21 protein-coding genes and 1 tRNA gene are annotated in these 19,625 nt (G+C 40.1%); 16 read left to right on the top strand and 6 right to left on the bottom strand.

The window, feature by feature from the left end; translation table 11 throughout:
• The 4 genes from BN1208_RS05050 to BN1208_RS05035 form a co-directional block, all read right to left on the bottom strand.
• Positions 1-1,146 carry a cysteine desulfurase family protein gene (locus tag BN1208_RS05050; RefSeq protein WP_046488456.1) on the bottom strand — a complete coding sequence of 382 codons (1,146 nt, stop codon included), beginning with the start codon at positions 1,144-1,146 and terminating at the stop codon, positions 1-3.
• An 8-nt stretch (positions 1,147-1,154) separates the two neighbouring features.
• A complete protein-coding gene (gene iscR, locus BN1208_RS05045) occupies positions 1,155-1,637 on the bottom strand; it encodes a Fe-S cluster assembly transcriptional regulator IscR (RefSeq protein ID WP_046488454.1) in 483 nt (160 codons plus the stop codon).
• An 87-nt stretch (positions 1,638-1,724) separates the two neighbouring features.
• Complete coding sequence (gene cysE, locus BN1208_RS05040) at positions 1,725-2,471, bottom strand: serine O-acetyltransferase (protein WP_046488451.1); 747 nt, start codon at positions 2,469-2,471, stop codon at positions 1,725-1,727.
• 62 nt (positions 2,472-2,533) lie between these two features.
• A complete protein-coding gene (locus BN1208_RS05035) occupies positions 2,534-3,277 on the bottom strand; it encodes an RNA methyltransferase (protein ID WP_046488449.1) in 744 nt (247 codons plus the stop codon).
• Between the two features lie 95 nt (positions 3,278-3,372).
• On the opposite strand from BN1208_RS05035, the gene BN1208_RS05030 reads away from it, so the two are divergent.
• Positions 3,373-4,173: an inositol monophosphatase family protein gene (locus BN1208_RS05030; RefSeq protein WP_046488447.1), complete on the top strand. Its 801-nt coding sequence runs from the start codon at positions 3,373-3,375 to the stop codon at positions 4,171-4,173.
• On the opposite strand, the gene BN1208_RS05025 is transcribed toward BN1208_RS05030, so the two are convergent.
• Together BN1208_RS05025 and nadB are read right to left on the bottom strand one after the other, a co-directional pair.
• Positions 4,170-4,649: an FKBP-type peptidyl-prolyl cis-trans isomerase gene (locus tag BN1208_RS05025; protein ID WP_046488441.1), complete on the bottom strand. Its 480-nt coding sequence runs from the start codon at positions 4,647-4,649 to the stop codon at positions 4,170-4,172. The two genes, BN1208_RS05030 and BN1208_RS05025, sit on opposite strands and share 4 nt — an antisense overlap.
• Positions 4,650-4,726: 77 nt before the next feature.
• The gene (gene nadB / locus BN1208_RS05020) at positions 4,727-6,364 is read right to left on the bottom strand and encodes an L-aspartate oxidase (RefSeq protein ID WP_420885844.1); all 1,638 of its coding nucleotides are present in this window, start codon (positions 6,362-6,364) and stop codon (positions 4,727-4,729) included.
• A gap of 83 nt (positions 6,365-6,447) precedes the next feature.
• On the opposite strand from nadB, the gene rpoE reads away from it, so the two are divergent.
• The 15 genes from rpoE to BN1208_RS04945 all read left to right on the top strand — a co-directional run bounded on the left by rpoE (position 6,448) and on the right by BN1208_RS04945 (position 19,457).
• Complete coding sequence (rpoE, locus tag BN1208_RS05015; protein WP_082092847.1) at positions 6,448-7,167, top strand: RNA polymerase sigma factor RpoE; 720 nt, start codon at positions 6,448-6,450, stop codon at positions 7,165-7,167.
• A 24-nt stretch (positions 7,168-7,191) separates the two neighbouring features.
• Positions 7,192-7,650, top strand: a complete 459-nt coding sequence (locus BN1208_RS05010) for a sigma-E factor negative regulatory protein (RefSeq protein ID WP_046488439.1) — start codon at positions 7,192-7,194, stop codon at positions 7,648-7,650.
• A 7-nt stretch (positions 7,651-7,657) separates the two neighbouring features.
• Positions 7,658-8,614: a MucB/RseB C-terminal domain-containing protein gene (locus BN1208_RS05005; protein ID WP_052734644.1), complete on the top strand. Its 957-nt coding sequence runs from the start codon at positions 7,658-7,660 to the stop codon at positions 8,612-8,614.
• The gene (locus tag BN1208_RS05000) at positions 8,615-9,049 is read left to right on the top strand and encodes a SoxR reducing system RseC family protein (protein ID WP_046488437.1); all 435 of its coding nucleotides are present in this window, start codon (positions 8,615-8,617) and stop codon (positions 9,047-9,049) included.
• A 23-nt stretch (positions 9,050-9,072) separates the two neighbouring features.
• Entirely contained in the window at positions 9,073-10,497 is a 1,425-nt protein-coding gene (locus BN1208_RS04995; protein WP_046488435.1) for a DegQ family serine endoprotease, read from the top strand.
• Positions 10,498-10,606: 109 nt separating this feature from the next.
• Entirely contained in the window at positions 10,607-12,400 is a 1,794-nt protein-coding gene (lepA, locus tag BN1208_RS04990; protein ID WP_046488433.1) for a translation elongation factor 4, read from the top strand.
• Positions 12,397-13,140, top strand: a complete 744-nt coding sequence (gene lepB / locus BN1208_RS04985; protein ID WP_046488430.1) for a signal peptidase I — start codon at positions 12,397-12,399, stop codon at positions 13,138-13,140. The genes lepA and lepB overlap by 4 nt, the downstream gene beginning before the upstream one ends.
• Positions 13,140-13,823, top strand: a complete 684-nt coding sequence (gene rnc / locus BN1208_RS04980; protein ID WP_046488428.1) for a ribonuclease III — start codon at positions 13,140-13,142, stop codon at positions 13,821-13,823. Before lepB ends, rnc begins: the two co-directional genes overlap by 1 nt.
• Positions 13,823-14,713 carry a GTPase Era gene (gene era / locus BN1208_RS04975; protein WP_046488426.1) on the top strand — a complete coding sequence of 297 codons (891 nt, stop codon included), beginning with the start codon at positions 13,823-13,825 and terminating at the stop codon, positions 14,711-14,713. Before rnc ends, era begins: the two co-directional genes overlap by 1 nt.
• 8 nt (positions 14,714-14,721) lie before the next feature.
• A complete protein-coding gene (gene recO / locus BN1208_RS04970) occupies positions 14,722-15,438 on the top strand; it encodes a DNA repair protein RecO (RefSeq protein ID WP_046488424.1) in 717 nt (238 codons plus the stop codon).
• 8 nt (positions 15,439-15,446) lie between these two features.
• A complete protein-coding gene (gene pdxJ / locus BN1208_RS04965; RefSeq protein ID WP_046488422.1) occupies positions 15,447-16,172 on the top strand; it encodes a pyridoxine 5'-phosphate synthase in 726 nt (241 codons plus the stop codon).
• A gap of 23 nt (positions 16,173-16,195) precedes the next feature.
• Entirely contained in the window at positions 16,196-16,573 is a 378-nt protein-coding gene (gene acpS / locus BN1208_RS04960) for a holo-ACP synthase (RefSeq protein WP_046488420.1), read from the top strand.
• 6 nt (positions 16,574-16,579) lie between these two features.
• Positions 16,580-17,329 (top strand): tRNA threonylcarbamoyladenosine dehydratase, encoded by a 750-nt coding sequence (locus BN1208_RS04955; RefSeq protein WP_046488418.1) that lies wholly within the window; start codon positions 16,580-16,582, stop codon positions 17,327-17,329.
• A 75-nt stretch (positions 17,330-17,404) separates the two neighbouring features.
• Positions 17,405-19,294 carry a molecular chaperone HtpG gene (gene htpG, locus BN1208_RS04950; protein ID WP_046488417.1) on the top strand — a complete coding sequence of 630 codons (1,890 nt, stop codon included), beginning with the start codon at positions 17,405-17,407 and terminating at the stop codon, positions 19,292-19,294.
• A gap of 86 nt (positions 19,295-19,380) precedes the next feature.
• A tRNA-Met gene (locus BN1208_RS04945) sits at positions 19,381-19,457 on the top strand.
• Positions 19,458-19,625: the final 168 nt, after the last annotated feature.

Genomic DNA, 19,625 nt, shown 5'->3' with positions numbered 1-19,625 from the left:
TTATGCCGCGATCGCTGTAAGTTGTTTTAAGGTTTGCAATTCTTTTTTTAATGTTTCTATAAAGTCTTTGACTTCAGTCACTGAATTTCTTTGTCCAAAACTAATGCGCAATGCACCGCGCGCTAAATCTTCATCAATACCCATCGCAAGCAACACATGACTCGGTTCTTTATTCACACTTGAACATGCAGAGCCACTTGCAATGGCGAAGCCTTTTTTATCTAAAGCAGTAAGTAATGTTGATCCTTCAATATCTTTAAATGCAAAGAAAGTCGTGTTATTTAAACGTGCAACTTTTTCAGAAAAAATCACAGCACCTAAATCTTTTAAATGGACTTCAAGTATTTTTTGAAGTTCATGTGTATGCGTTGAAGTTGTCTTCACAGATTCTGAAATGAGCTCACACGCTTTACCAAAACCTACAATCGCTGCAATATTTTCAGTGCCACTCCTTAAATTCTTTTCCTGCCCACCACCGTAAATCAAAGGTTCAATATCGCTACGTTTATTTAAGATTAATGCACCTACACCTTGTGGGCCATATATTTTATGGCTCGAGAGGGTCATGGCATCGATGTGAAGCTCATCAAAGCGTACATCAACTTTTCCAAACGCTTGTACTGCGTCTGTATGCGAGAGTGCTTTTTTTTCTTTTGCGAAATCATGTAGGAGCGCCATGTCTTGAATAGCACCTGTCTCATTATTCGCTAACATGACTGATACAAGACTGACATTCTCAGCCGTAATATTCTTGTAAGCTTCTTTTGTCACCACACCATCTTGACTTACATTTAATAATGCCTGCTTCCAGCCCTGATGTTTCATAGCTTCCATTGGGCGAGCTATACAAGGATGTTCAATATTACTTCTGACCAATGTACTTTCTCTCTCCTTGATAGCAGCCCCATGCACGATCATGTTGTTAGCTTCTGTACCCCCTGATGTGAAAATCACTTCAGATGGGTGCGCATGAATAGCAAGTGCTACTTGTTCGCGCGCTTCTTCAATCGCGGTTCTAGCATGTCTACCAAAACTATGCTGACTTGTAGGATTGCCTTGTTGCATCTCAATATAAGGCATCATGACGCCTAAGACTTTTTTGTCTAAGGCTGTCGTCGCGTTATGGTCGAAATAATTTTTTTGCATGATGTTTATTAAACAGCTTTCGCTAAATTACCTTGACTGAGTTTATCGTTTAAGAAAAAAATTGCACTCTCACGGTTTTTGCTATCTTTAGATTGCGCTTCAACTAAGTGAGCTAAGGTTAGACTTTCAAGATAATCTAAGATTTTATGATTGATGGACACCCAAAGATCATGGGTAATACAACGACCACCATCGTGACAATTCTCTTTGCCAGAGCACTGGGTCGCATCAATTTCTTCATCGACCGCTGTGATGATGTCTTTCACGGTAATCTCTTGATGTTTTTTAGCGAGGTGATACCCGCCACCAGGCCCACGTATGCTTTTTACAATGCCTCCGCGACGCATGCGACTAAAAAGTTGCTCGAGGTAGGACAAAGAGATCGATTGTCGATCACTGATGTCAGCTAAGGTCACAGGCTTTTCTGTCTCGTTCAGTGCGAGATCTAAAATAGCAGTCACTGCAAAACGACCTTTAGTGGTAAGACGCATAATAAGACCCTTTATCTTTAAGACTTATAAGAAATATTTAGTTTCTGAAGCCTAAAGTATAGAATAACCTATTAATTTAATCAAGTATTATTTGGATGCTTTTTTCTTGTGCGAGAAGGCTTTGGCGAGTTTAAGATCCTCATTGGTAGGAGGTTTCAAGGATTTAATTTGGCCCTCTAAACGCTCAATGGTTTGATTTTGTTTTTTGATGGCTATCATCAATTGATCAAGATGTTTATACATAGGGTCAGTCTCATCTCGGCCCACCGCATAAGCGTTAAAAGCTGGAAGTTGCACTGCGCTTTTTTGTTTAGTTTGTCCTTCTTCTTCGACAATACGTGCTGGAATGCCCACGGCCGTAGCTTTAGCTGGCACATCTTTTACCACCACAGCATTCGATCCGATTTTGGCTCCACGCCCAATCGTAATAGGGCCTAGGATTTTAGCGCCTGCTCCAACTACAACACCTTGCTTTAAAGTCGGATGACGTTTTCCCTTATTCCAAGAAGTGCCACCCAATGTCACGCCATGATAGAGCGTGCAATCATCTTCGATAATTGCGGTTTCACCAATCACAACACCCATGCCGTGATCAATAAAAACACGACGACCAATGGTCGCTCCTGGGTGAATTTCAATCCCAGTAAATAACCTTCCGATATGAGAAATGAAGCGACCTAGCCAGTAAAGTTTGATTCCCCAGAAAGCGTGCGCCACCCGATGAATCAGTACGGCATGAACTCCAGGATAAGTCGTTAAGACTTCAACAGTGGACCTCGCAGCGGGGTCACGCTCAAAAACAATCGCGATATCTTCTCTAATTTTTTTAAACATAGGCGTAATTATCGCATGAAATGATTAACTTGACTAAATTACTAGGTTAATACAAACCGTCTTCAATCTTTTAATTTTTTTTGTATCTGCGTTAAGATGCCGCGCAAAATATTGATCTCATCCACTTCAAGTTGTGATCTCGCAAAAAGGATATGCAGTCGCTGCATCAGTCGCTCACCTTGCACTTTATCTAAGAATTCTATTTTCTCGAGTACCACTTCTAAGTGCGATAAAAACCCCATTAAGCTATCGTGATCGGCTAAAAGATTTAAGTCTTTGGTGTAGAGTTTGGGCGGGTTTCTTGAAATACTCGACTGTCTTAATTCATGACATACCACCTGAACCGCTTGAGCCAAATTAAGGGATGAATAATTTGGGTTTGCATCAATAAAACTTAACACTTGGCATTGGTGTATCTCTTGATTTGAGAGCCCACTCATTTCTGTTCCAAAGACAAAAGCGACATCTGAATGATCTGCGACACGCATCATTTCGTGTGCTACTTCTCGCACCTCTAGATAAGGCTGTGTCAACTCACGTCGCCTCGCAGATAATCCCACGGCAAGCTTGACACCTTTAAGAGCCTCTTCTAAATTTTGAACGACGTGCGCATGTGTTAAAACATCATCAGCGCCCGACGACATCGCTGTTGCTTCAGGGTGTGGAAATTTTTTAGGGTTGACTAAATAGAGTGTGTGAATGCCCATCGTCTTCATCGCACGCGCTGTGGCACCAATATTTCCGGGGTGACTCGTTTGACAGAGTATGATGCGGATGCGATCGAACGCTTCTGAAGTGGCGACCATGGAGTTCCTTCATGTAAAATAGCATTTTATCAAGTCTATTTAAAAACGAAGCTTATAAATAGTCACGTTCTTTTAAAAAGAGAGAAATTCATTTTATGCATCCGATGTTAAACATTGCAGTTAAAGCCGCAAGACGCGCAGGCGCTATTATTAATCGAGCGTCGCAAGATATCGGAACACTCACAGTGAAGAGTAAAAACTTTAACGACTTTGTGAGTGAGGTGGATATAGCCGCTGAGCGTGCGATCATTGATACTTTAAAAGAAGTTTATCCAGATCACGGGTTTATGGGTGAAGAATCAGGCTCTACCACTCACACAAGTGATTTCATTTGGATCATCGACCCCTTAGATGGCACGACTAATTTCTTGCATAACTTTCCGCAGTACTGTGTATCGATAGCGCTTCAGCATAAAGGCGAGATCACGCAAGCCGTTATTTATGAACCGAATCGAAATGATCTTTATACGGCGACCAAGGGTCGTGGTGCATTCTTAAATGATAAGCGTATCCGCGTTTCAAAATGCGACAAGCTTAAAGAGTCTCTTATTGGGACAGGTTTTCCATTTCGCGACTTTAAACATCTTGATACTTATTTGGCTATGTTTAAATCGATGCTGCAAAAAACCACAGGCATTAGACGTCCGGGCTCAGCAGCGCTTGATTTGGCTTATGTAGCGAATGGGTCATTGGATGCTTTTTGGGAGATTGGTTTGTCACCCTGGGATATTGCAGCGGGTGCACTTTTAGTGCAAGAAGCGGGCGGGATTATTTCAAACTTAAATGGCAAAGAGGGATGGCTTCAGTCTGGAAATGTATTGGCAGCCTCACCTAAAATTTATGATGCCATGTTAGAAACTTTAGCACCCCACCTCACGGAAGATATTAAAGTTTAGTGGTGATGACCGCCAGCACCGTGCACGTGCTGATGAGTCACTTCTTCTTGATTTGCAGAACGCACATCTTTAATCGTGGCTTTAAAAATAATACGTTGGCCAGCCCAAGGATGGTTACCATCCACCACGACTTTCCCATCTGCAACATTCGTCACTGTATATAAAATAACTTCACCCGTCTCATCTTCACCTTCAAATTGCGAACCCTCTTTTAAATTTTCTTGAGGGAAAGCTGAAGCCGGTTCAATTTGAACGAGTTCAGCATCGTATTCACCAAAAGCATCGGCAGGTTCTAATGCTAATTCAATCGTGTCACCAATATTTTTTCCGTGCATCGCTTCTTCTACTTTTGGAAAAATATTGTCATAGCCTCCATGGAGATAGGCCACAGGCTGCTCACTTGATTCTAAAACAACGCCGTCGGCATCTTTAAGTTCGTAGGTCATCGTGACCACAGTATTCATGGAGACTTGCATAAAAAATTCCTTCAAATGTTTTTTTTAATATTTTATAGAGGATATAAAGAGATAGGGTGTAACTTTTTAAAATTATTTTAATGTCCGTGATTGTGATCAAGGAGACTATAAAAATTAGATGGGGTCATGACCGTTGGTTTTGCGATTTTTAATTGCTTTGGATAATCACGACTAAAATGAAGTCCACGACTCTCGTGTCGTGCAATGGCTGATTCCACAATTAGCTCGGCTACTTGTAAAAGATTTCTTAACTCAATGAGGTTGTGACTCACTTTAAAGTTGGTATAAAACTCATGCACCTCATCGCGCAACATATGAATACGATGAAGTGCGCGTGATAAACGTTTATTGGTTCGCACAATACCGACATAATTCCACATGAAGCGTCTTAATTCATTCCAAGTATGTGTGATAAGAATTTCTTCGTCCGCATCGGTCACACGACTTTCATCCCAGTGAGGTAATTCAAATGAAGTGAAATCAACTTTTGATTGAAGAATATGTTTTGCGACTGCTTCACCAAAGACTAAACATTCGAGGAGAGAATTACTTGCTAAACGATTGGCGCCATGAAGTCCTGTATAGGCTGTTTCGCCAATGGCATAAAGATGCGCTAAATCGGTTTGACCTGCAAGGTTCGTCATCACACCTCCACAACTATAGTGGGCAGCAGGTACGACTGGAATCCATTCTTTTGTGATATCAATACCGAGTTCTAAGCACCGGGCATAGATGGTCGGAAAATGTGACTTTATAAAGTCCGGTGATTTGTGCGAGATATCTAAATACACACAATCGATCCCACGTTTTTTCATTTCAAAGTCAATCGCGCGAGCCACAATATCGCGGGAAGCTAATTCACCTCTTCCGTCATACTCATCCATGAAGCGCGATCCATCAGGCAGTTTTAAAAGGCCACCTTCACCTCTCACAATTTCAGAGATTAAAAAAGATTTAGCTTTGGGATGGAAAAGACACGTCGGATGAAACTGAATAAATTCCATATTGGCCACACGGCATCCTGCGCGCCATGCCATGGCTACACCATCCCCTGTACTTACATCAGGGTTAGTTGTGTAGAGATAAACTTTGCTGACACCGCCTGCTGCAAGTATGGTTTCTTGTGCAGATACCGTGATGACGTTACCCGTTTTGTTATTAAGCACATAAGCGCCTAAGCAACGATTGGATTTAATGTGATCAACTTTTAAAGATTTTTTTTCTGTAATGAGGTCAACCGCAATATGGTTTTCTAAAATCGTGATATTGGCGTGCGCTTTAACTTGTTCACTCAAAGTCGCCTGAATTGCTCGACCTGTAGCATCTTTAGCGTGAACCACACGCCTATGACTATGACCACCTTCTTTAGTTAAATGAAATTGGTGTGTTGTGTCGTCCCGGCTAAAAGGCACATGCAAATCATGAAGCCAGTCAATCGCTTCTTTACCGTGAGACGCGACAAAGCTCGCGACCTTAGGGTTAGTTAAACCGCCCCCAACAAATTCGGTATCTTTCACATGACTGTCAATGGAGTCCTCATTTGACATGACGGCAGCCACGCCACCCTGCGCCCACTGGCTTGAGCTATCTAAAATTTCTCGCTTACTGACAATCAGTACTTTTTTATGGTCAGCTAACTTTAAAGCTGAAGTAAGCCCAGCTAGACCGCTACCTATAATAAGCACATCACAAAGTAACATTTGCGTATTTTTCATGAACTAATTTAGAATGAGGGCGTCTCTAGGTAAATATATAGTATGTTTATGTTTTTTTACGAAAGAAATTTATCTAATAACTCATGCCAAGACTTAACAATAACATAGAACAAAAAAAATTATCACTCGTTGAAAATAATTCGTCCGTGTATACTCCTGTGGATGAAAAATCTTCGCTATCAGTCGTTGTGAGTGAGAAAATAGAAAATCCGAATCGTGCACTCGACCAGGTTTTAGTCGAAAGTGCGCAGCAAGGCGATAAGAAAGCTTTCGGACTTTTAGTTGAAAAATATCATCGCAAACTCGGTCGCATCTTAACGCGCATGGTGCGTGATCAAGCCGAAATTGAGGACATCGTTCAAGAAACATTCATTAAAGCTTATCGTGCCCTCCCTAATTTCAGAGGCGATAGCGCTTTTTATACCTGGCTTTATCGTATTGGTATCAACACCGCAAAAAATCACTTAGTGGCAATGGGCAAACGCCCGCGCAACATGACTGAATTTGAGAATGAAGATGGTGAGTTTGAAGAGACACACCAAGTAGCGGAATTTGAAAATCCAGAGACCACATTACTCACAAAAGAAATTGGTATTACTGTCAATGCCGCGATTGAGTCATTACCAGAAGAATTAAGGGTAGCGATTACATTGCGTGAAATTGAAGGCTTAAGTTATGAAGAGATTGCAGAGATGATGGATTGTCCGATTGGCACTGTGCGCTCTCGCATCTTTAGAGCGCGTGAAACAATTGCGGAAAAATTAAAACCGCTTTTGTCACAACACAATAATAAACGTTGGTAAATTTAATTTTAAAGGAAAAGTTATATGAATGAAAAAATTTCAACACTCCTCGATGATGAGCTCGATCTTAAAAGCTCAAGTCAAACAGTAAGAGAGATAAGTAAAGATAGCCGTTTACGCGAGCGCTTCGAAACTTATCAGTTGATTCGTGACTCCATTAAAGATGAATTGAGTGATGCTACCTTTTCATCTAAATCGATCTTAGATGCCATTGATAAAGAGCCTATCCAGTTAAAGTTCAATCAGTCATCTAAACTTCAATCTGCGATTGCACTCCCAGCATCTTCATGGATGTCATGGCCGGTTGCGGCATCATTTATTGCTATTCTTTTTGTAGGGGCAATGATCACTCCAAATTCGTTTCATATGAAAACAACAAATACCATTGAAATTGCGGAAGAAATTCCGAATGAATATATTGAAGCGCATCAAATGTTAGCGCCGACTAATGTCGCGTTTTATGTTGAAACACAAGCTAAGTAATTTTTTTATGCAAGGATTAGTGATTGGGTTAATCACCCTTGCTTTAAGCTTTAACGCACATGGTGTTGAGGATCCCTGGCTTCATCTAGTGAAAGCCTCCCAAGCCGCCAGAAAATTAAGTTACAAAGGTATATTTCTCTATCAAAATTCCCAGGATATCCGCTCAATCGAAATCACCCATCTGAATAATGGTGAAGAAGAGTTCGCCCGCATGGTCACTTTAGAAGGTCAGCCTCGTGAAGCGTTATCACGCGGGAATAATATGACGGTGTTTAATTCTAATAAAGACAATGTCATCATTCAGCAGAGACAGGGACAGAGTTTATTTCCTGCTATTTTGCCTGCGGACATTGAAAGTATTAAGGCAATTTACACCCTTCGTTTTGCTAATCAAGAAAGGATTAGCGGTCGCGAAGCACAAATTGTTTATCTGGAGCCTAAAGATCAGTTTCGATACCTTTATAAGTTTTGGCTTGATAAAGAATTTGGTTTGATTCTGAAGATGAGTATTTTAGACCATCAACAAAAAATGATTGAACAAGCAAGCTTTAATCAAATTGGATTATTTAGTGGCCAAGATTTAAATTGGTTCAAACCGGATGTCGATATACATAAAAAATATATCATGAATGAGGTGCCTGAAAATAAAGTACCCCTCGAAAAATATTGCACCATTGCTAATTTGCCGGCAGGCTATAAAGAGGTGAGTCATGTCACAAGAACCATGGGCACTAAACCACAGCTTGTTCATCACTGGGTATTCTCAGACGGGCTTTCCTTTGTCTCTTTATTTGTTAATTCCATTCCTAAAGATCAGAAGTCTCGCAGTGGAGAAACTCGTGTGGGCTCATCTCATGTTCATGCGAGAGTGATGAATGGTCATCAAATTATGGTGGTAGGCTCAGTACCAGAGGTAACTATTCAAAAAATTTCGAATTCGATTCAGGATATGAAAGCGCATTAGATGATCGAAGAACAAGCCATTGTCATTAAAACTTCAAAAGATCGAGTCACGCTCGAAGTGGTACGAACTAAGCCATGCGGTTTATGCGGGCAGGTCAGAGGTTGTGGCAATTCAATTTGGGGAAAAATTTTTTCACATCGATCAGGTTATATTGAAACAAGAAATGATTTAAATGCGAAGTTAGGTGATGTTGTCATCTTAGGTATTGATGAAACGTTTATGCTTAAAGGTTCGCTCATGCTTTATGGCGTCCCGCTTCTTTTAATGTTTTTAGGTATGATGATTGCCAATAGTTTTGCGAAAGATATGAACGAATTCTATACGTTGATGGGTGCAGTTTTAGGTTTATCTTTAGGTGTCATGATGATTAAGCGCGTCATTAACGAGAAGATGCAAATGTTTTACAATGAAGCGCAATTAATTCGTTTTAAATAATTCATTTAAGGAATATATAGACCATGATAAGACGTCTTTTTTATGTATGCATATTTCAGTTTTTAATGCTGACCGGATTAGTTGCAAAAGAACTTCCGGACTTTACTGATCTCGCAGAAAAACAAAGCCCTGTGGTGGTTAATATCAGCTCTATTCAAAAAAATCGTGCAAATGCTATGGGTCAAATATCACCAGAAGATGAGCAGATGCAAGAATTTTTTAAGCGTTTTGGTATTCCAGTGCCGCCGGGTATGCCACCTCAGAATGGTCGCGGACAACAACCCGCTCCAGATAAACAAGTTTCTGCCACAGGGTCTGGATTTATTGTGACGACTGATGGTTTCATATTAACGAATGCGCATGTCGTCAAAGACGCAGATGAGGTGATGGTAAAGCTTAATGATAAGCGCGAATTCAAAGCGAAAGTGATTGGGATTGATTTAAGAACGGATGTTGCTGTATTAAAAGTCAATGCGAATAGCTTACCGAAAGTAAGCATTGGAAATCCTGACACGATCAAAGTAGGCGAATGGGTAGCAGCCATTGGCGCTCCTTTTGGTTTAGAAAATACCATGACAGTCGGTATTGTGAGTGCCAAAGGCCGCGCATTACCCCAAGAAAATTTTGTGCCCTTTATTCAAACGGATGTAGCGATTAATCCAGGTAACTCAGGCGGACCTTTGTTTAATTTAAAAGGTGAGGTGATAGGGATTAACTCGCAAATTTATAGCCGCACCGGGGGTTATATGGGACTCTCATTTGCCATTCCTATCAATGTTGCGATGGACGTCATGAGTCAACTTAGGACTAATGGTAAAGTGATTCGTGGTTGGTTAGGTATTGCGATTCAAGAAATCACCAAAGAACTTTCTGAATCCTTTGGTATGAAAAATACCAATGGTGCATTAGTCGCAGGCATTGAAAAAGGAGCGCCTGCAGAAAAGGGTGGCCTTCAACCGGGTGATGTTATTACTAAATTTGATAATAAGTTGATTGAGTCTTCATCTGACTTACCCAAAGCGGTGGGTAATACTAAACCCGGTAAAATGGTGGTCGCTGAAGTGTTCAGAAAAGGCAGTATCAAAACACTCAACTTAACAGTTGGCGAAATGCCATCCGATCAATCTGAAGTGATTGCAAGTAATAAGGCCCCTGACAAAGCAGAGGTGAATCGTTTAGGTTTAGTTTTAAAAGAAGCGCCACCACAACAACGTAAAAAAATGAACGGTAAAAAAGGTCTACTAGTCGTTGATGCACAAGGTTCAGCAGCAGCAGCTGGTATTCGAAGGGGTGATATTGTCCTAGCGCTTAACAATAGCGAAGTCGAAAGTGCTGAAGCTTTTGCTAAAGATGTATCTACCATTCCTAACGGTAAGACGGTAGCGCTCCTTATTTTAAGAAATGACGAGACACTTTATGTGCCGGTTAAGATCACGAATGAGCGATAAAATCAGCTAGTATAAGAGCTTTGTTGTAAAATACATGCTTTCAATCAAAGGCGCTTAAAGAGTTTTAAGCGCCTTTGTTATTAGGTAACTAAAGACATCATAATTCTGCATGGAAAACATTAGAAACTTTTCAATCATCGCGCATATCGATCACGGCAAGTCGACCTTGGCGGATCGTATCATTCAATATTGCGGTGGTTTATCTGATCGCGAGATGGAAGCGCAAGTGTTAGATTCGATGGATCTTGAGCGCGAACGTGGTATTACCATCAAAGCGCAAACAGCCGCGCTTCAATATAAAGCACTTGACGGCAAAATATATAACCTTAACCTCATTGACACACCTGGACACGTCGACTTCACTTATGAAGTGAGTCGCTCCCTTGCGGCTTGTGAGGGTGCGCTTTTAGTCGTTGATGCAAGCCAAGGTGTTGAAGCGCAGACAGTCGCTAATTGTTACACCGCAATTGAACAAGGTGTTGAAGTCACCCCTGTGTTAAATAAAATTGATTTACCATCTGCGGATCCAGATCGTGTGATCGAAGAAATAGGCGACGTGATTGGCATTGATGCCACAGATGCGATTCGCTGCTCAGCTAAAACTGGCGAAGGTGTCAGAGATGTATTGGAAACAATTGTTTCTCGTGTTCCACCACCAAGAGGAGATGTAACTAAGCCATTAAAGGCCCTCATCATTGATGCTTGGTTTGATAATTACGTGGGCGTTGTGATGTTAGTGCGTGTAGTCGATGGCAGCTTAAAACCAAAAGATAAAATTAAACTGATGGCGACAGGTGATCAATATCTTTGTGAGCAAGTGGGCGTCTTCACACCAAAATCGAGAAGCAAAGAATCACTCTCTGCAGGTGAGGTAGGTTTTATTATTGCAGGCATTAAAGAACTTGCGAGTGCTAAGGTCGGTGATACGGTGACGTCAGCAGATAAACCCGCATCCGAATCTTTGGCTGGATTTAAAGAAGTTAAACCCCAAGTGTTTGCAGGGCTATATCCTGTGGAATCCAATCAATTCGAAGCTTTAAGAACGGCCTTAGAAAAATTAAGTTTAAATGATTCATCGCTTCGTTTTGAGCCAGAGAATTCGACAGCCTTAGGTTTCGGATTTCGTTGTGGATTTCTAGGTCTTCTTCATATGGATATCGTGCAAGAGCGTTTAGAGCGTGAGTATGATATGGATCTAATCACTACAGCCCCGACCGTTGTATACGAACTTCTCAAAAGAGATGGTGAAGTCACACAAATTGAAAATCCTTCTAAACTCCCTGACACATCCCGTATCGAAGAAATTCGTGAGCCGATTATATTAATTAATTTACTGATGCCACAAGATTATGTAGGCCCTGTCATGACCTTATGTAACGGCAAGCGTGGTATTCAAAAAAATATGCAATACCTAGGCCGCCAAGTGATGCTCACCTATGAGATGCCGCTTAATGAAGTAGTACTCGATTTCTTTGACCGATTGAAATCGATTTCTAAAGGCTATGCATCTATGGATTATGAATTCTTAGAATTTAGAGCAGCTGATTTAGTGAAGCTTGATATCATGGTGAATGGCGACCGTGTCGACGCATTATCATTAATTGTACATCGCTCAAATAGTATTTATCGAGGACGAGAAGTGGCGTCCAAAATGCGTGAATTGATCCCAAGACAAATGTTTGATGTGGCGATTCAATCATCTATCGGTGCAAACGTGATTGCGCGCGAAACAGTTAAGGCGATGCGCAAAAATGTGCTGGCTAAATGTTATGGAGGTGACATTTCGCGTAAGAAAAAATTATTAGAAAAACAAAAAGAGGGTAAGAAACGTATGAAGCAGGTTGGTAATGTTGAAATTCCTCAAGAAGCCTTCTTAGCCATTTTAAGGGTAGAAGAAAAATGATGTTTGCGCTAATCATGGTCATCGTCTTAACCATCACAGGACTGATTTGGTTGCTTGATATTTTTATCTTAAGCAAAAAAAGAGCGACGAATGCAAAAGAGCCTATTCTGGTTGAATATTCGAAAAGTTTTTTCCCTGTCATTTTATTAGTCTTCTTTATCCGCTCATTCGTGGCAGAACCTTTTAAGATTCCGTCAGGTTCAATGATGCCAACACTTTTAGCAGGCGACTTTATTTTAGTAAGTAAATTTAGTTACGGTATTCGTGTGCCTATTTTGAACTATACGATGATAGAAGTAGACAAGCCAAAGCGTGGTGATGTGTTTGTTTTTCATTACCCACCTAAACCATCGATCGATTATATCAAGCGTGTGGTAGGTCTTCCAGGGGATTTAATTGAATATAAAAGTAAAACACTTTATATCAATGACAAAAAAATAGAGCAGACATTCGTTGATAAATATCCATACATGATGAATGAAAGTCATCATATTGAAGCCAAGGAATTTAAAGAGGCATTAGGTAATGTGAATCATTCCATTTTGATTCATGATTTACCTGGAGAAAATTTTAAATTTGAAGTACCTCACGGACATTACTTAGCGTTTGGGGATAATCGAGATAATAGTGCCGATAGTCGCGTATGGGGTTTTGTGCCTGAACATAACTTAGTGGGACGTGCTTTTTTTATTTGGTTTAACTTCGGCGAATTAAAACGTATTGGGACTATCATTCATTAATGGATAAAGAGCGTCAAGCCTCGTTAAGTCGAATCATCCATTATACCTTTAGTGATTCTACTTTAATGATCATGGCTATCACACATCGCAGTTATTCAGCACAACATAATGAGCGTCTCGAATTCTTGGGCGACAGCGTTTTAAGTTTCCTTATTGCTGAAGAGCTTTATAAAAGATTTCCACGTCTTGATGAAGGTGATTTAAGTCGTCTACGCGCGCAACTTGTTAAAGAGAGTTCGTTGAGTGGTATAGCAACATCAATTGGTTTAGGTGACTTTATAAGATTAGGTGAGGGTGAATTAAAAAGTGCAGGATGGCGACGCCCATCTATTTTAGCTGACACCTTTGAAGCTATCATTGGTGCGATTTATTTTGATGGGGGAATAGAACCTACACATCAATTTATCCTTCGTTTTTTTGAAAAGCAGTTAAATGAGATTGATCCTAAACTCATTCAAAAAGATCCAAAAACTTTACTGCAAGAATTATTACAAAGCAAAAAAAGTGATTTACCCATTTATACAGTTGTCTCAATTGAAGGGGAGGCACACAGCCAAACCTTTACGATTGAGTGCATCATTAAGAAGTCTAATATTAAAACGCAAGGGATAGGTAATAGCCGACGTATTGCAGAACAAGAGGCTGCATCAAAAGCTTATCAACTTATGCTGGAGACAATTTAATGAGCAAACAAAAAATTACGCGCTGTGGCACGATTGCAATTGTTGGCCGACCTAATGTAGGCAAGTCGACACTTTTAAATTATTTGGTAGGTAGTAAGATCAGTATCACCTCCAAAAAAGCGCAGACTACACGCTATCAATTGTTAGGTATTCAAACGATAGATGACACCCAGTTTCTATTTATTGACACGCCAGGATTTCAGCTTAAACATTTGAACCTCATGAATAAGGGTTTAAATAAAATCGTACACCAAGTATTAAGCGATGTGGACGTGGTTCTTTTTGTGATTGAGTCTCGAGGCATGACAGAAGAAGACCATGCGGTCATGAAACTCATTCCAAAAGATCGCCCGACGATTCTAGTCATGAACAAAGTAGATTTAATGAAAGACAAGAATGCACTTTTAGAACAAATCAAAACCATGAGCGAGACATATACTTTTAAAGCCATGGTGCCTGTGTCTGCTAAAAAAAATAAACACCTAGATCATTTATTATCTAACGTCCGAGACTTTTTACCGGAACAACCTTTTATCTATGGTGAAGATGAGATTACCGATAAGAGTGAAAGATTCCTTGCGTCTGAAATTATTCGAGAAAAAATTTTTCGTCTCACGGGCCAGGAAGTGCCTTATTCCATTGCGGTTGAAATTGAAAAATTTGAAGTCGAAGGTAAATTACGCCGCATTTTTGCCGCCATTATTGTTGACAAAGATAGTCAGAAGCCTATGTTGATTGGCAAAGACGGTGAGAAATTAAAACAAATTTCATCTGAGTCCAGACAAGACATGGAAGAGCTCTTTGGCGGTACAGTATGGCTTGAGACTTGGGTTAAAGTAAAAAGTGGCTGGTCGACAGATCAGCGTGTTTTAAAATCATTAGGCCTGTAATTTTTTAAATGGCGACTCCCAATCATCGTCAAGAAAATCAGCGTGTGTATATTTTGCACACTTACCCTTTCAAAGAGACAAGTTTAATCGCAGAAGTTTTCACTGAAAAATTTGGCCGTATTCCAGTGGTGGCTAAGGGAGCCCGGCGTCCAAGATCATCTATTCGTGGCATGCTTCAATCTTTTCAGGTTTTACTTGCGAATTGGTCAGGCAAGTCGGAACTTAAAAGTTTAAATGGATTAGAGTGGTGTGAGAGGCTCACTATTTTAGAGGGTGACGCATTAATGTGCGGATTTTATATTAACGAGTTGATGATGCGTTTATTGCAAAGAGACGAGCCTCACATCGACCTCTTTCATTTTTATCATGAAACTATCTTAGCTTTAAGTGAAGGCCGTGAGCTCACTATTACATTACGGCGATTTGAACTCAAGCTTTTACAAGCCTTAGGCTATGCAGTCACTTTAGATCATGATGAAGATTCAAATCCAATTATCCCTGATAAAATATATCGTTATGAGGCTGAATATGGGGCGTGTGATTTAATGAAAACCGATCACGGCATTAAAGTCTTAGGCAAGACCTTACTTGATATGGCAAGTGACCAATATATAAGCAAAGAAACACAACAACAAAGTAAGCAATTGATGCGTTATTTATTAGGTTTTTATTTAGGCGATAAACCACTACATTCGAAACAACTCTTTGTCGATTTACAAGGATAAGATATTTTATGTTAAAGCTCGGAATTAATATTGATCACGTAGCGACGCTACGACAAGCACGTGGTACCAAGTATCCAAGTGTTGTCGAGGCAGCGCTTCGTGCTGAGCAAGCGGGTGCAGATAGTATTACACTCCATCTTCGCGAAGATCGTCGTCATATGCAAGATGAAGACATTTTTGCCATTCGACCTTTGCTGCAAACAAAAATGAATTTAGAGCTGGCAGCCACTGATGAAATGATTGCGATTGCATCCCGTTTGAAACCACAAGACGTTTGCATCGTGCCCGAGAGGCGAGAAGAGCGAACGACTGAAGGGGGATTAAATGTAAAAGAATCTTATGATCACCTTCACCGTGCAACGCAAACTCTAACCCAACAAGGTAGTCGTGTATCACTTTTTATTGCACCTGATTTAAGAGATATTGATTTAGCGAAAAAGATGGGCGCGCCCGTAATTGAAATTCATACCGGTCGTTATGCAGATGCAGAAAATGAAGTGACAAAGCAGAAAGAATTAAAACGTGTCAAAGAAGCTGCAGCGCATGCGTTATCATTAGGGCTTATTGTGAATGCTGGTCATGGGCTTCATTATCATAATGTGAACTTAATTGCAGCCATTCCTGGCATTGAAGAGCTTAATATTGGACATGCGATTGTGGCGCACGCATTATTTGTAGGGTGGGATAATGCGATCCGTGAAATGAAATTACTATTACGTACGTATTCGAAGTAATTTTTTAAAAAGAAAAATTTATTATGATCTTTGGTATTGGTACTGACGTTGTTGAAGTTTCACGCATTCACGAATCCATTGAAAAATTTGGTGATACTTTTGCGCGTCGTATTTTAAGTGATTCCGAATTTGAAAGTTACTTAAAGTCATCAACTCAATCTCGTTTTCTAGCGAAACGCTTTGCTGCCAAAGAAGCTTTTGCTAAGGCCTTGGGCACTGGGTTTAGATCGCCAGTACGTTTTCAATATATCATCGTAGGCCATGATGATTTAGGAAAACCTATTCTAGAATTTGATGAAGAATTAAAAGACTTCTTAAAACAAAAAAATATCTTAAGTCAGCATATTTCTATTTCAGATGAAAAGAATATTGCGACTGCCTTTGTAGTTCTTGAAACTTAAAATTAAATGGAAGACATCGATTTTAATCGGCGCTTTAGTGGGGTCGAACGGCTTTATGGAAAAAAAGCTTTAGATCTTTTTCAGAAAGCACATGTTTGTGTCATTGGTATTGGCGGTGTTGGATCATGGGCTGCTGAAGCATTAGCGCGGAATGCGATTGGCCAACTCACCCTCATTGATTTGGATCATATTGCCGAATCGAATATCAATCGACAAATTCACGCGCTAAGTCATACGCTTGGAAAATCGAAGGTGCTAGCTATGAAAGAAAGAATTCAAGAAATTAATCCCCTGTGTCATGTCCATATTGTGGATGACTTTATTTCGAATGAAAATGTAGCAGCACTCATTAAGAAGAATTTTGATGTCGTGATCGATGCAATTGATCAGGCAGGTATTAAAACAAGTTTAGCACTTCATGCTTTAAATGAAAAAATCCCACTGGTCATGACGGGCGGTGCGGGCGGCCGGATTGATCCCTCATTTATAAAGATAGCTGATTTAAGTTTAACGCATGGCGATAGGCTCACAGCCAAAATTCGGCATGACGTTAAAAAAGCACTGCAATTAAAAGAGTCGCAAAAAGTAGGCATTGACGTTATTTTCACGGATGAAGTCATGAAAAAACCTGAGGAAGCATGTGAAGTTGATGAGGCGCTCACAGGTCTTCATTGTGGTGGGTATGGGTCTAGTGTGATGGTGACAGCTACTTTCGGTTTTATGGCAGCATCAGTCGCTTTAAGGAAATTACTCTAAAAAGAGCCCTTGAAATTTCATGACTCAACCCCCATTGTAAGATCATCCCAATATTTTTTTAAAAGGTAATTGAACATGGCAACAAAAGAAAATGCATCTGAAAAATTAGTCTTTCAAGCGGAAGTTAAACAATTGCTCCATCTCATGATTCACTCTTTATATAGTAATAAAGAGATCGTGATTCGTGAACTCATTTCAAATGCAAGTGATGCTGCTGATAAATTACGCTTCGAAGCTCTCAAAGACGCTAGCCTTTATGAAAAAGATTCTGAATTAAAAATTAGATTAAGTTTTGATAAAAAGGCACGCACCTTGACCATCTCAGATAACGGTATTGGTATGAATCGAGATGAGGTCATTAACAATATCGGAACGATTGCAAGATCAGGCACCAAAGAATTCTTAAATAACTTAACTGGTGACGAAGCCAAAGACGCTAATTTAATTGGCCAGTTTGGTGTGGGCTTTTATTCTTCATTCATTATTGCAGATCTCATCACTGTCATTACAAGACGAGCTGGCAGCAAAGAAGCTATTCAGTGGGAATCCAAAGGTGAGGGTGAATACACAATTAGTGCAGTTAAAAAAGATACCCGCGGCACTGACATCATCTTGCATCTTAAAAAAGACGAGGATGAATTCCTAAGTGATTGGACTCTCAAGAGCATCATCAAGAAATATTCAGATCACATCACACTTCCTATCGTCATGAAAAAATCTGAGTGGCAAGATGGGGAAGAAGTACCGACAGATGAAGATGAAACAGTCAATGCAGCTTCAGCATTATGGGCTCGAAATAAAAATGATATCAAGGAAGAAGAGTATCAAGAGTTTTATAAAAATCTTTCTTACGATCATGAGCCGCCTCTTACTTATTCCCATAATCGCATTGAAGGGAAGCAAGAATATATTTCACTCCTTTATATACCTACTAAAGCCCCTTTCGATTTATTTGATCGTGAACGCCATCATGGTGTGAAGCTGTACGTCAAGCGTATCTTCATCATGGAAGCATCAGAAAAACTCATGCCTAATTACTTACGCTTTATTAAGGGTGTAATTGATAGTGCCGACCTTCCTTTAAATGTCTCACGAGAAATTTTACAAGATAGTAAAGAAGTCGAAGCAATTCGTGCAGGCTCCACTAAAAAAGTCCTCGATCTTTTAGAAGATATGAGTGAGAAAAAACCAGATGACTATAAAAATTTCTGGAAAGAATTTGGTGTGGTCATGAAAGAAGGACACAGCGAGGATTTTGCAAATAGAGAAAAAATTGCAAAACTTTTTCGCTTTAATTCAACGCACGAAGAAACAGATGCACAAGTGGTGTCTTTAAAAGATTATGTGAGTCGCATGAAAGACGGACAAGAAGCTATCTACTTCATCACGGCTGACTCCTATGAGGCAGCGAAGCACAGCCCGCACTTAGAAATTTTTAAAAAGAAGGGCATTGAAGTTTTATTGCTGAGTGATCGCGTTGATGAATGGCTGCTTTCGACTTTCAATGAATTTGAAAGTAAGAAATTACAATCCATTGCAAAGGGTGATCTTGACCTAGGAAAGTTAGAAGACGAAAAAGAAAAAGAAGAGAAAAAGAAAATCGAGAAAGATGCAAAATCACTCATTGAAAAAATTCAAAAAGCATTGGGTGAAAAAGTTAAAGAAGTAAAAGTGACGCACCGCTTAACTGATTCACCAGCATGCTTGGTGGCTGGAGAGCATGATTTATCAGGCAATCTAGAGCGCCTACTCAAAGCTGCAGGCCAAAAAACACCAGACACAAAACCGATTTTAGAAATTAATCCATCACATAAACTAATTCAGAAACTTGAAAATACTACTGACAGTCGGCGTTTCAATGATTTTGCAGAAGTGATTTTTGATCAAGCCTTGATTTCTGAGGGCGGCCAGCTCAAAGACCCCGTTGCTTTTGTCAAGAAGATTAATCAATTCTTAGTCGAATAGCCTGTAGTTTGGGGCTCTTAATGTTTGACACCCCTTCAAAAAAAGTGCTATAGTCTTACCTCTCTGCGTCATGTACGCAGATCGATCGCGGGGTGGAGCAGTCTGGCAGCTCGTCGGGCTCATAACCCGAAGGTCACAGGTTCAAATCCTGTCCCCGCAACCAAGATCAAATACCGTTCTTTAACAAATAGACAACTGATAAGTGTGGGTGCTTATAGTTTTAAGACAAATCCTTACGGCTTTCAAAGGTCAAACTTTGCTCGTCATAAGGATCTCAAAATATAAGTGCTTTACACTTTTTAAATTTATGACAAGACATTTAGTTCATTTA

It is taken from the genome of Candidatus Methylopumilus planktonicus, from assembly GCF_000981505.1.
GTDB classification, from domain to species: Bacteria; Pseudomonadota; Gammaproteobacteria; order Burkholderiales; family Methylophilaceae; genus Methylopumilus; species Methylopumilus planktonicus.
Note: the sequence above shows the minus strand (reverse complement) of the source record. Positions and strands in the feature narration are given on the sequence as shown.

Excerpts from the sequence above, each read along its gene's own strand:
- BN1208_RS05050 (WP_046488456.1), bottom strand. The coding sequence starts at position 1,146 with ATGCAAAAAAATTATTTCGACCATAACGCGACGACAGCCTTAGACAAA.
- iscR (WP_046488454.1), bottom strand. The coding sequence starts at position 1,637 with ATGCGTCTTACCACTAAAGGTCGTTTTGCAGTGACTGCTATTTTAGAT.
- cysE (WP_046488451.1), bottom strand. The coding sequence starts at position 2,471 with ATGTTTAAAAAAATTAGAGAAGATATCGCGATTGTTTTTGAGCGTGAC.
- BN1208_RS05035 (WP_046488449.1), bottom strand. The coding sequence starts at position 3,277 with ATGGTCGCCACTTCAGAAGCGTTCGATCGCATCCGCATCATACTCTGT.
- BN1208_RS05030 (WP_046488447.1), top strand. The coding sequence starts at position 3,373 with ATGCATCCGATGTTAAACATTGCAGTTAAAGCCGCAAGACGCGCAGGC.
- BN1208_RS05025 (WP_046488441.1), bottom strand. The coding sequence starts at position 4,649 with ATGCAAGTCTCCATGAATACTGTGGTCACGATGACCTACGAACTTAAA.
- nadB (WP_420885844.1), bottom strand. The coding sequence starts at position 6,364 with ATGAAAAATACGCAAATGTTACTTTGTGATGTGCTTATTATAGGTAGC.
- rpoE (WP_082092847.1), top strand. The coding sequence starts at position 6,448 with ATGCCAAGACTTAACAATAACATAGAACAAAAAAAATTATCACTCGTT.
- BN1208_RS05010 (WP_046488439.1), top strand. The coding sequence starts at position 7,192 with ATGAATGAAAAAATTTCAACACTCCTCGATGATGAGCTCGATCTTAAA.
- BN1208_RS05005 (WP_052734644.1), top strand. The coding sequence starts at position 7,658 with ATGCAAGGATTAGTGATTGGGTTAATCACCCTTGCTTTAAGCTTTAAC.
- BN1208_RS05000 (WP_046488437.1), top strand. The coding sequence starts at position 8,615 with ATGATCGAAGAACAAGCCATTGTCATTAAAACTTCAAAAGATCGAGTC.
- BN1208_RS04995 (WP_046488435.1), top strand. The coding sequence starts at position 9,073 with ATGATAAGACGTCTTTTTTATGTATGCATATTTCAGTTTTTAATGCTG.
- lepA (WP_046488433.1), top strand. The coding sequence starts at position 10,607 with ATGGAAAACATTAGAAACTTTTCAATCATCGCGCATATCGATCACGGC.
- lepB (WP_046488430.1), top strand. The coding sequence starts at position 12,397 with ATGATGTTTGCGCTAATCATGGTCATCGTCTTAACCATCACAGGACTG.
- rnc (WP_046488428.1), top strand. The coding sequence starts at position 13,140 with ATGGATAAAGAGCGTCAAGCCTCGTTAAGTCGAATCATCCATTATACC.
- era (WP_046488426.1), top strand. The coding sequence starts at position 13,823 with ATGAGCAAACAAAAAATTACGCGCTGTGGCACGATTGCAATTGTTGGC.
- recO (WP_046488424.1), top strand. The coding sequence starts at position 14,722 with ATGGCGACTCCCAATCATCGTCAAGAAAATCAGCGTGTGTATATTTTG.
- pdxJ (WP_046488422.1), top strand. The coding sequence starts at position 15,447 with ATGTTAAAGCTCGGAATTAATATTGATCACGTAGCGACGCTACGACAA.
- acpS (WP_046488420.1), top strand. The coding sequence starts at position 16,196 with ATGATCTTTGGTATTGGTACTGACGTTGTTGAAGTTTCACGCATTCAC.
- BN1208_RS04955 (WP_046488418.1), top strand. The coding sequence starts at position 16,580 with ATGGAAGACATCGATTTTAATCGGCGCTTTAGTGGGGTCGAACGGCTT.
- htpG (WP_046488417.1), top strand. The coding sequence starts at position 17,405 with ATGGCAACAAAAGAAAATGCATCTGAAAAATTAGTCTTTCAAGCGGAA.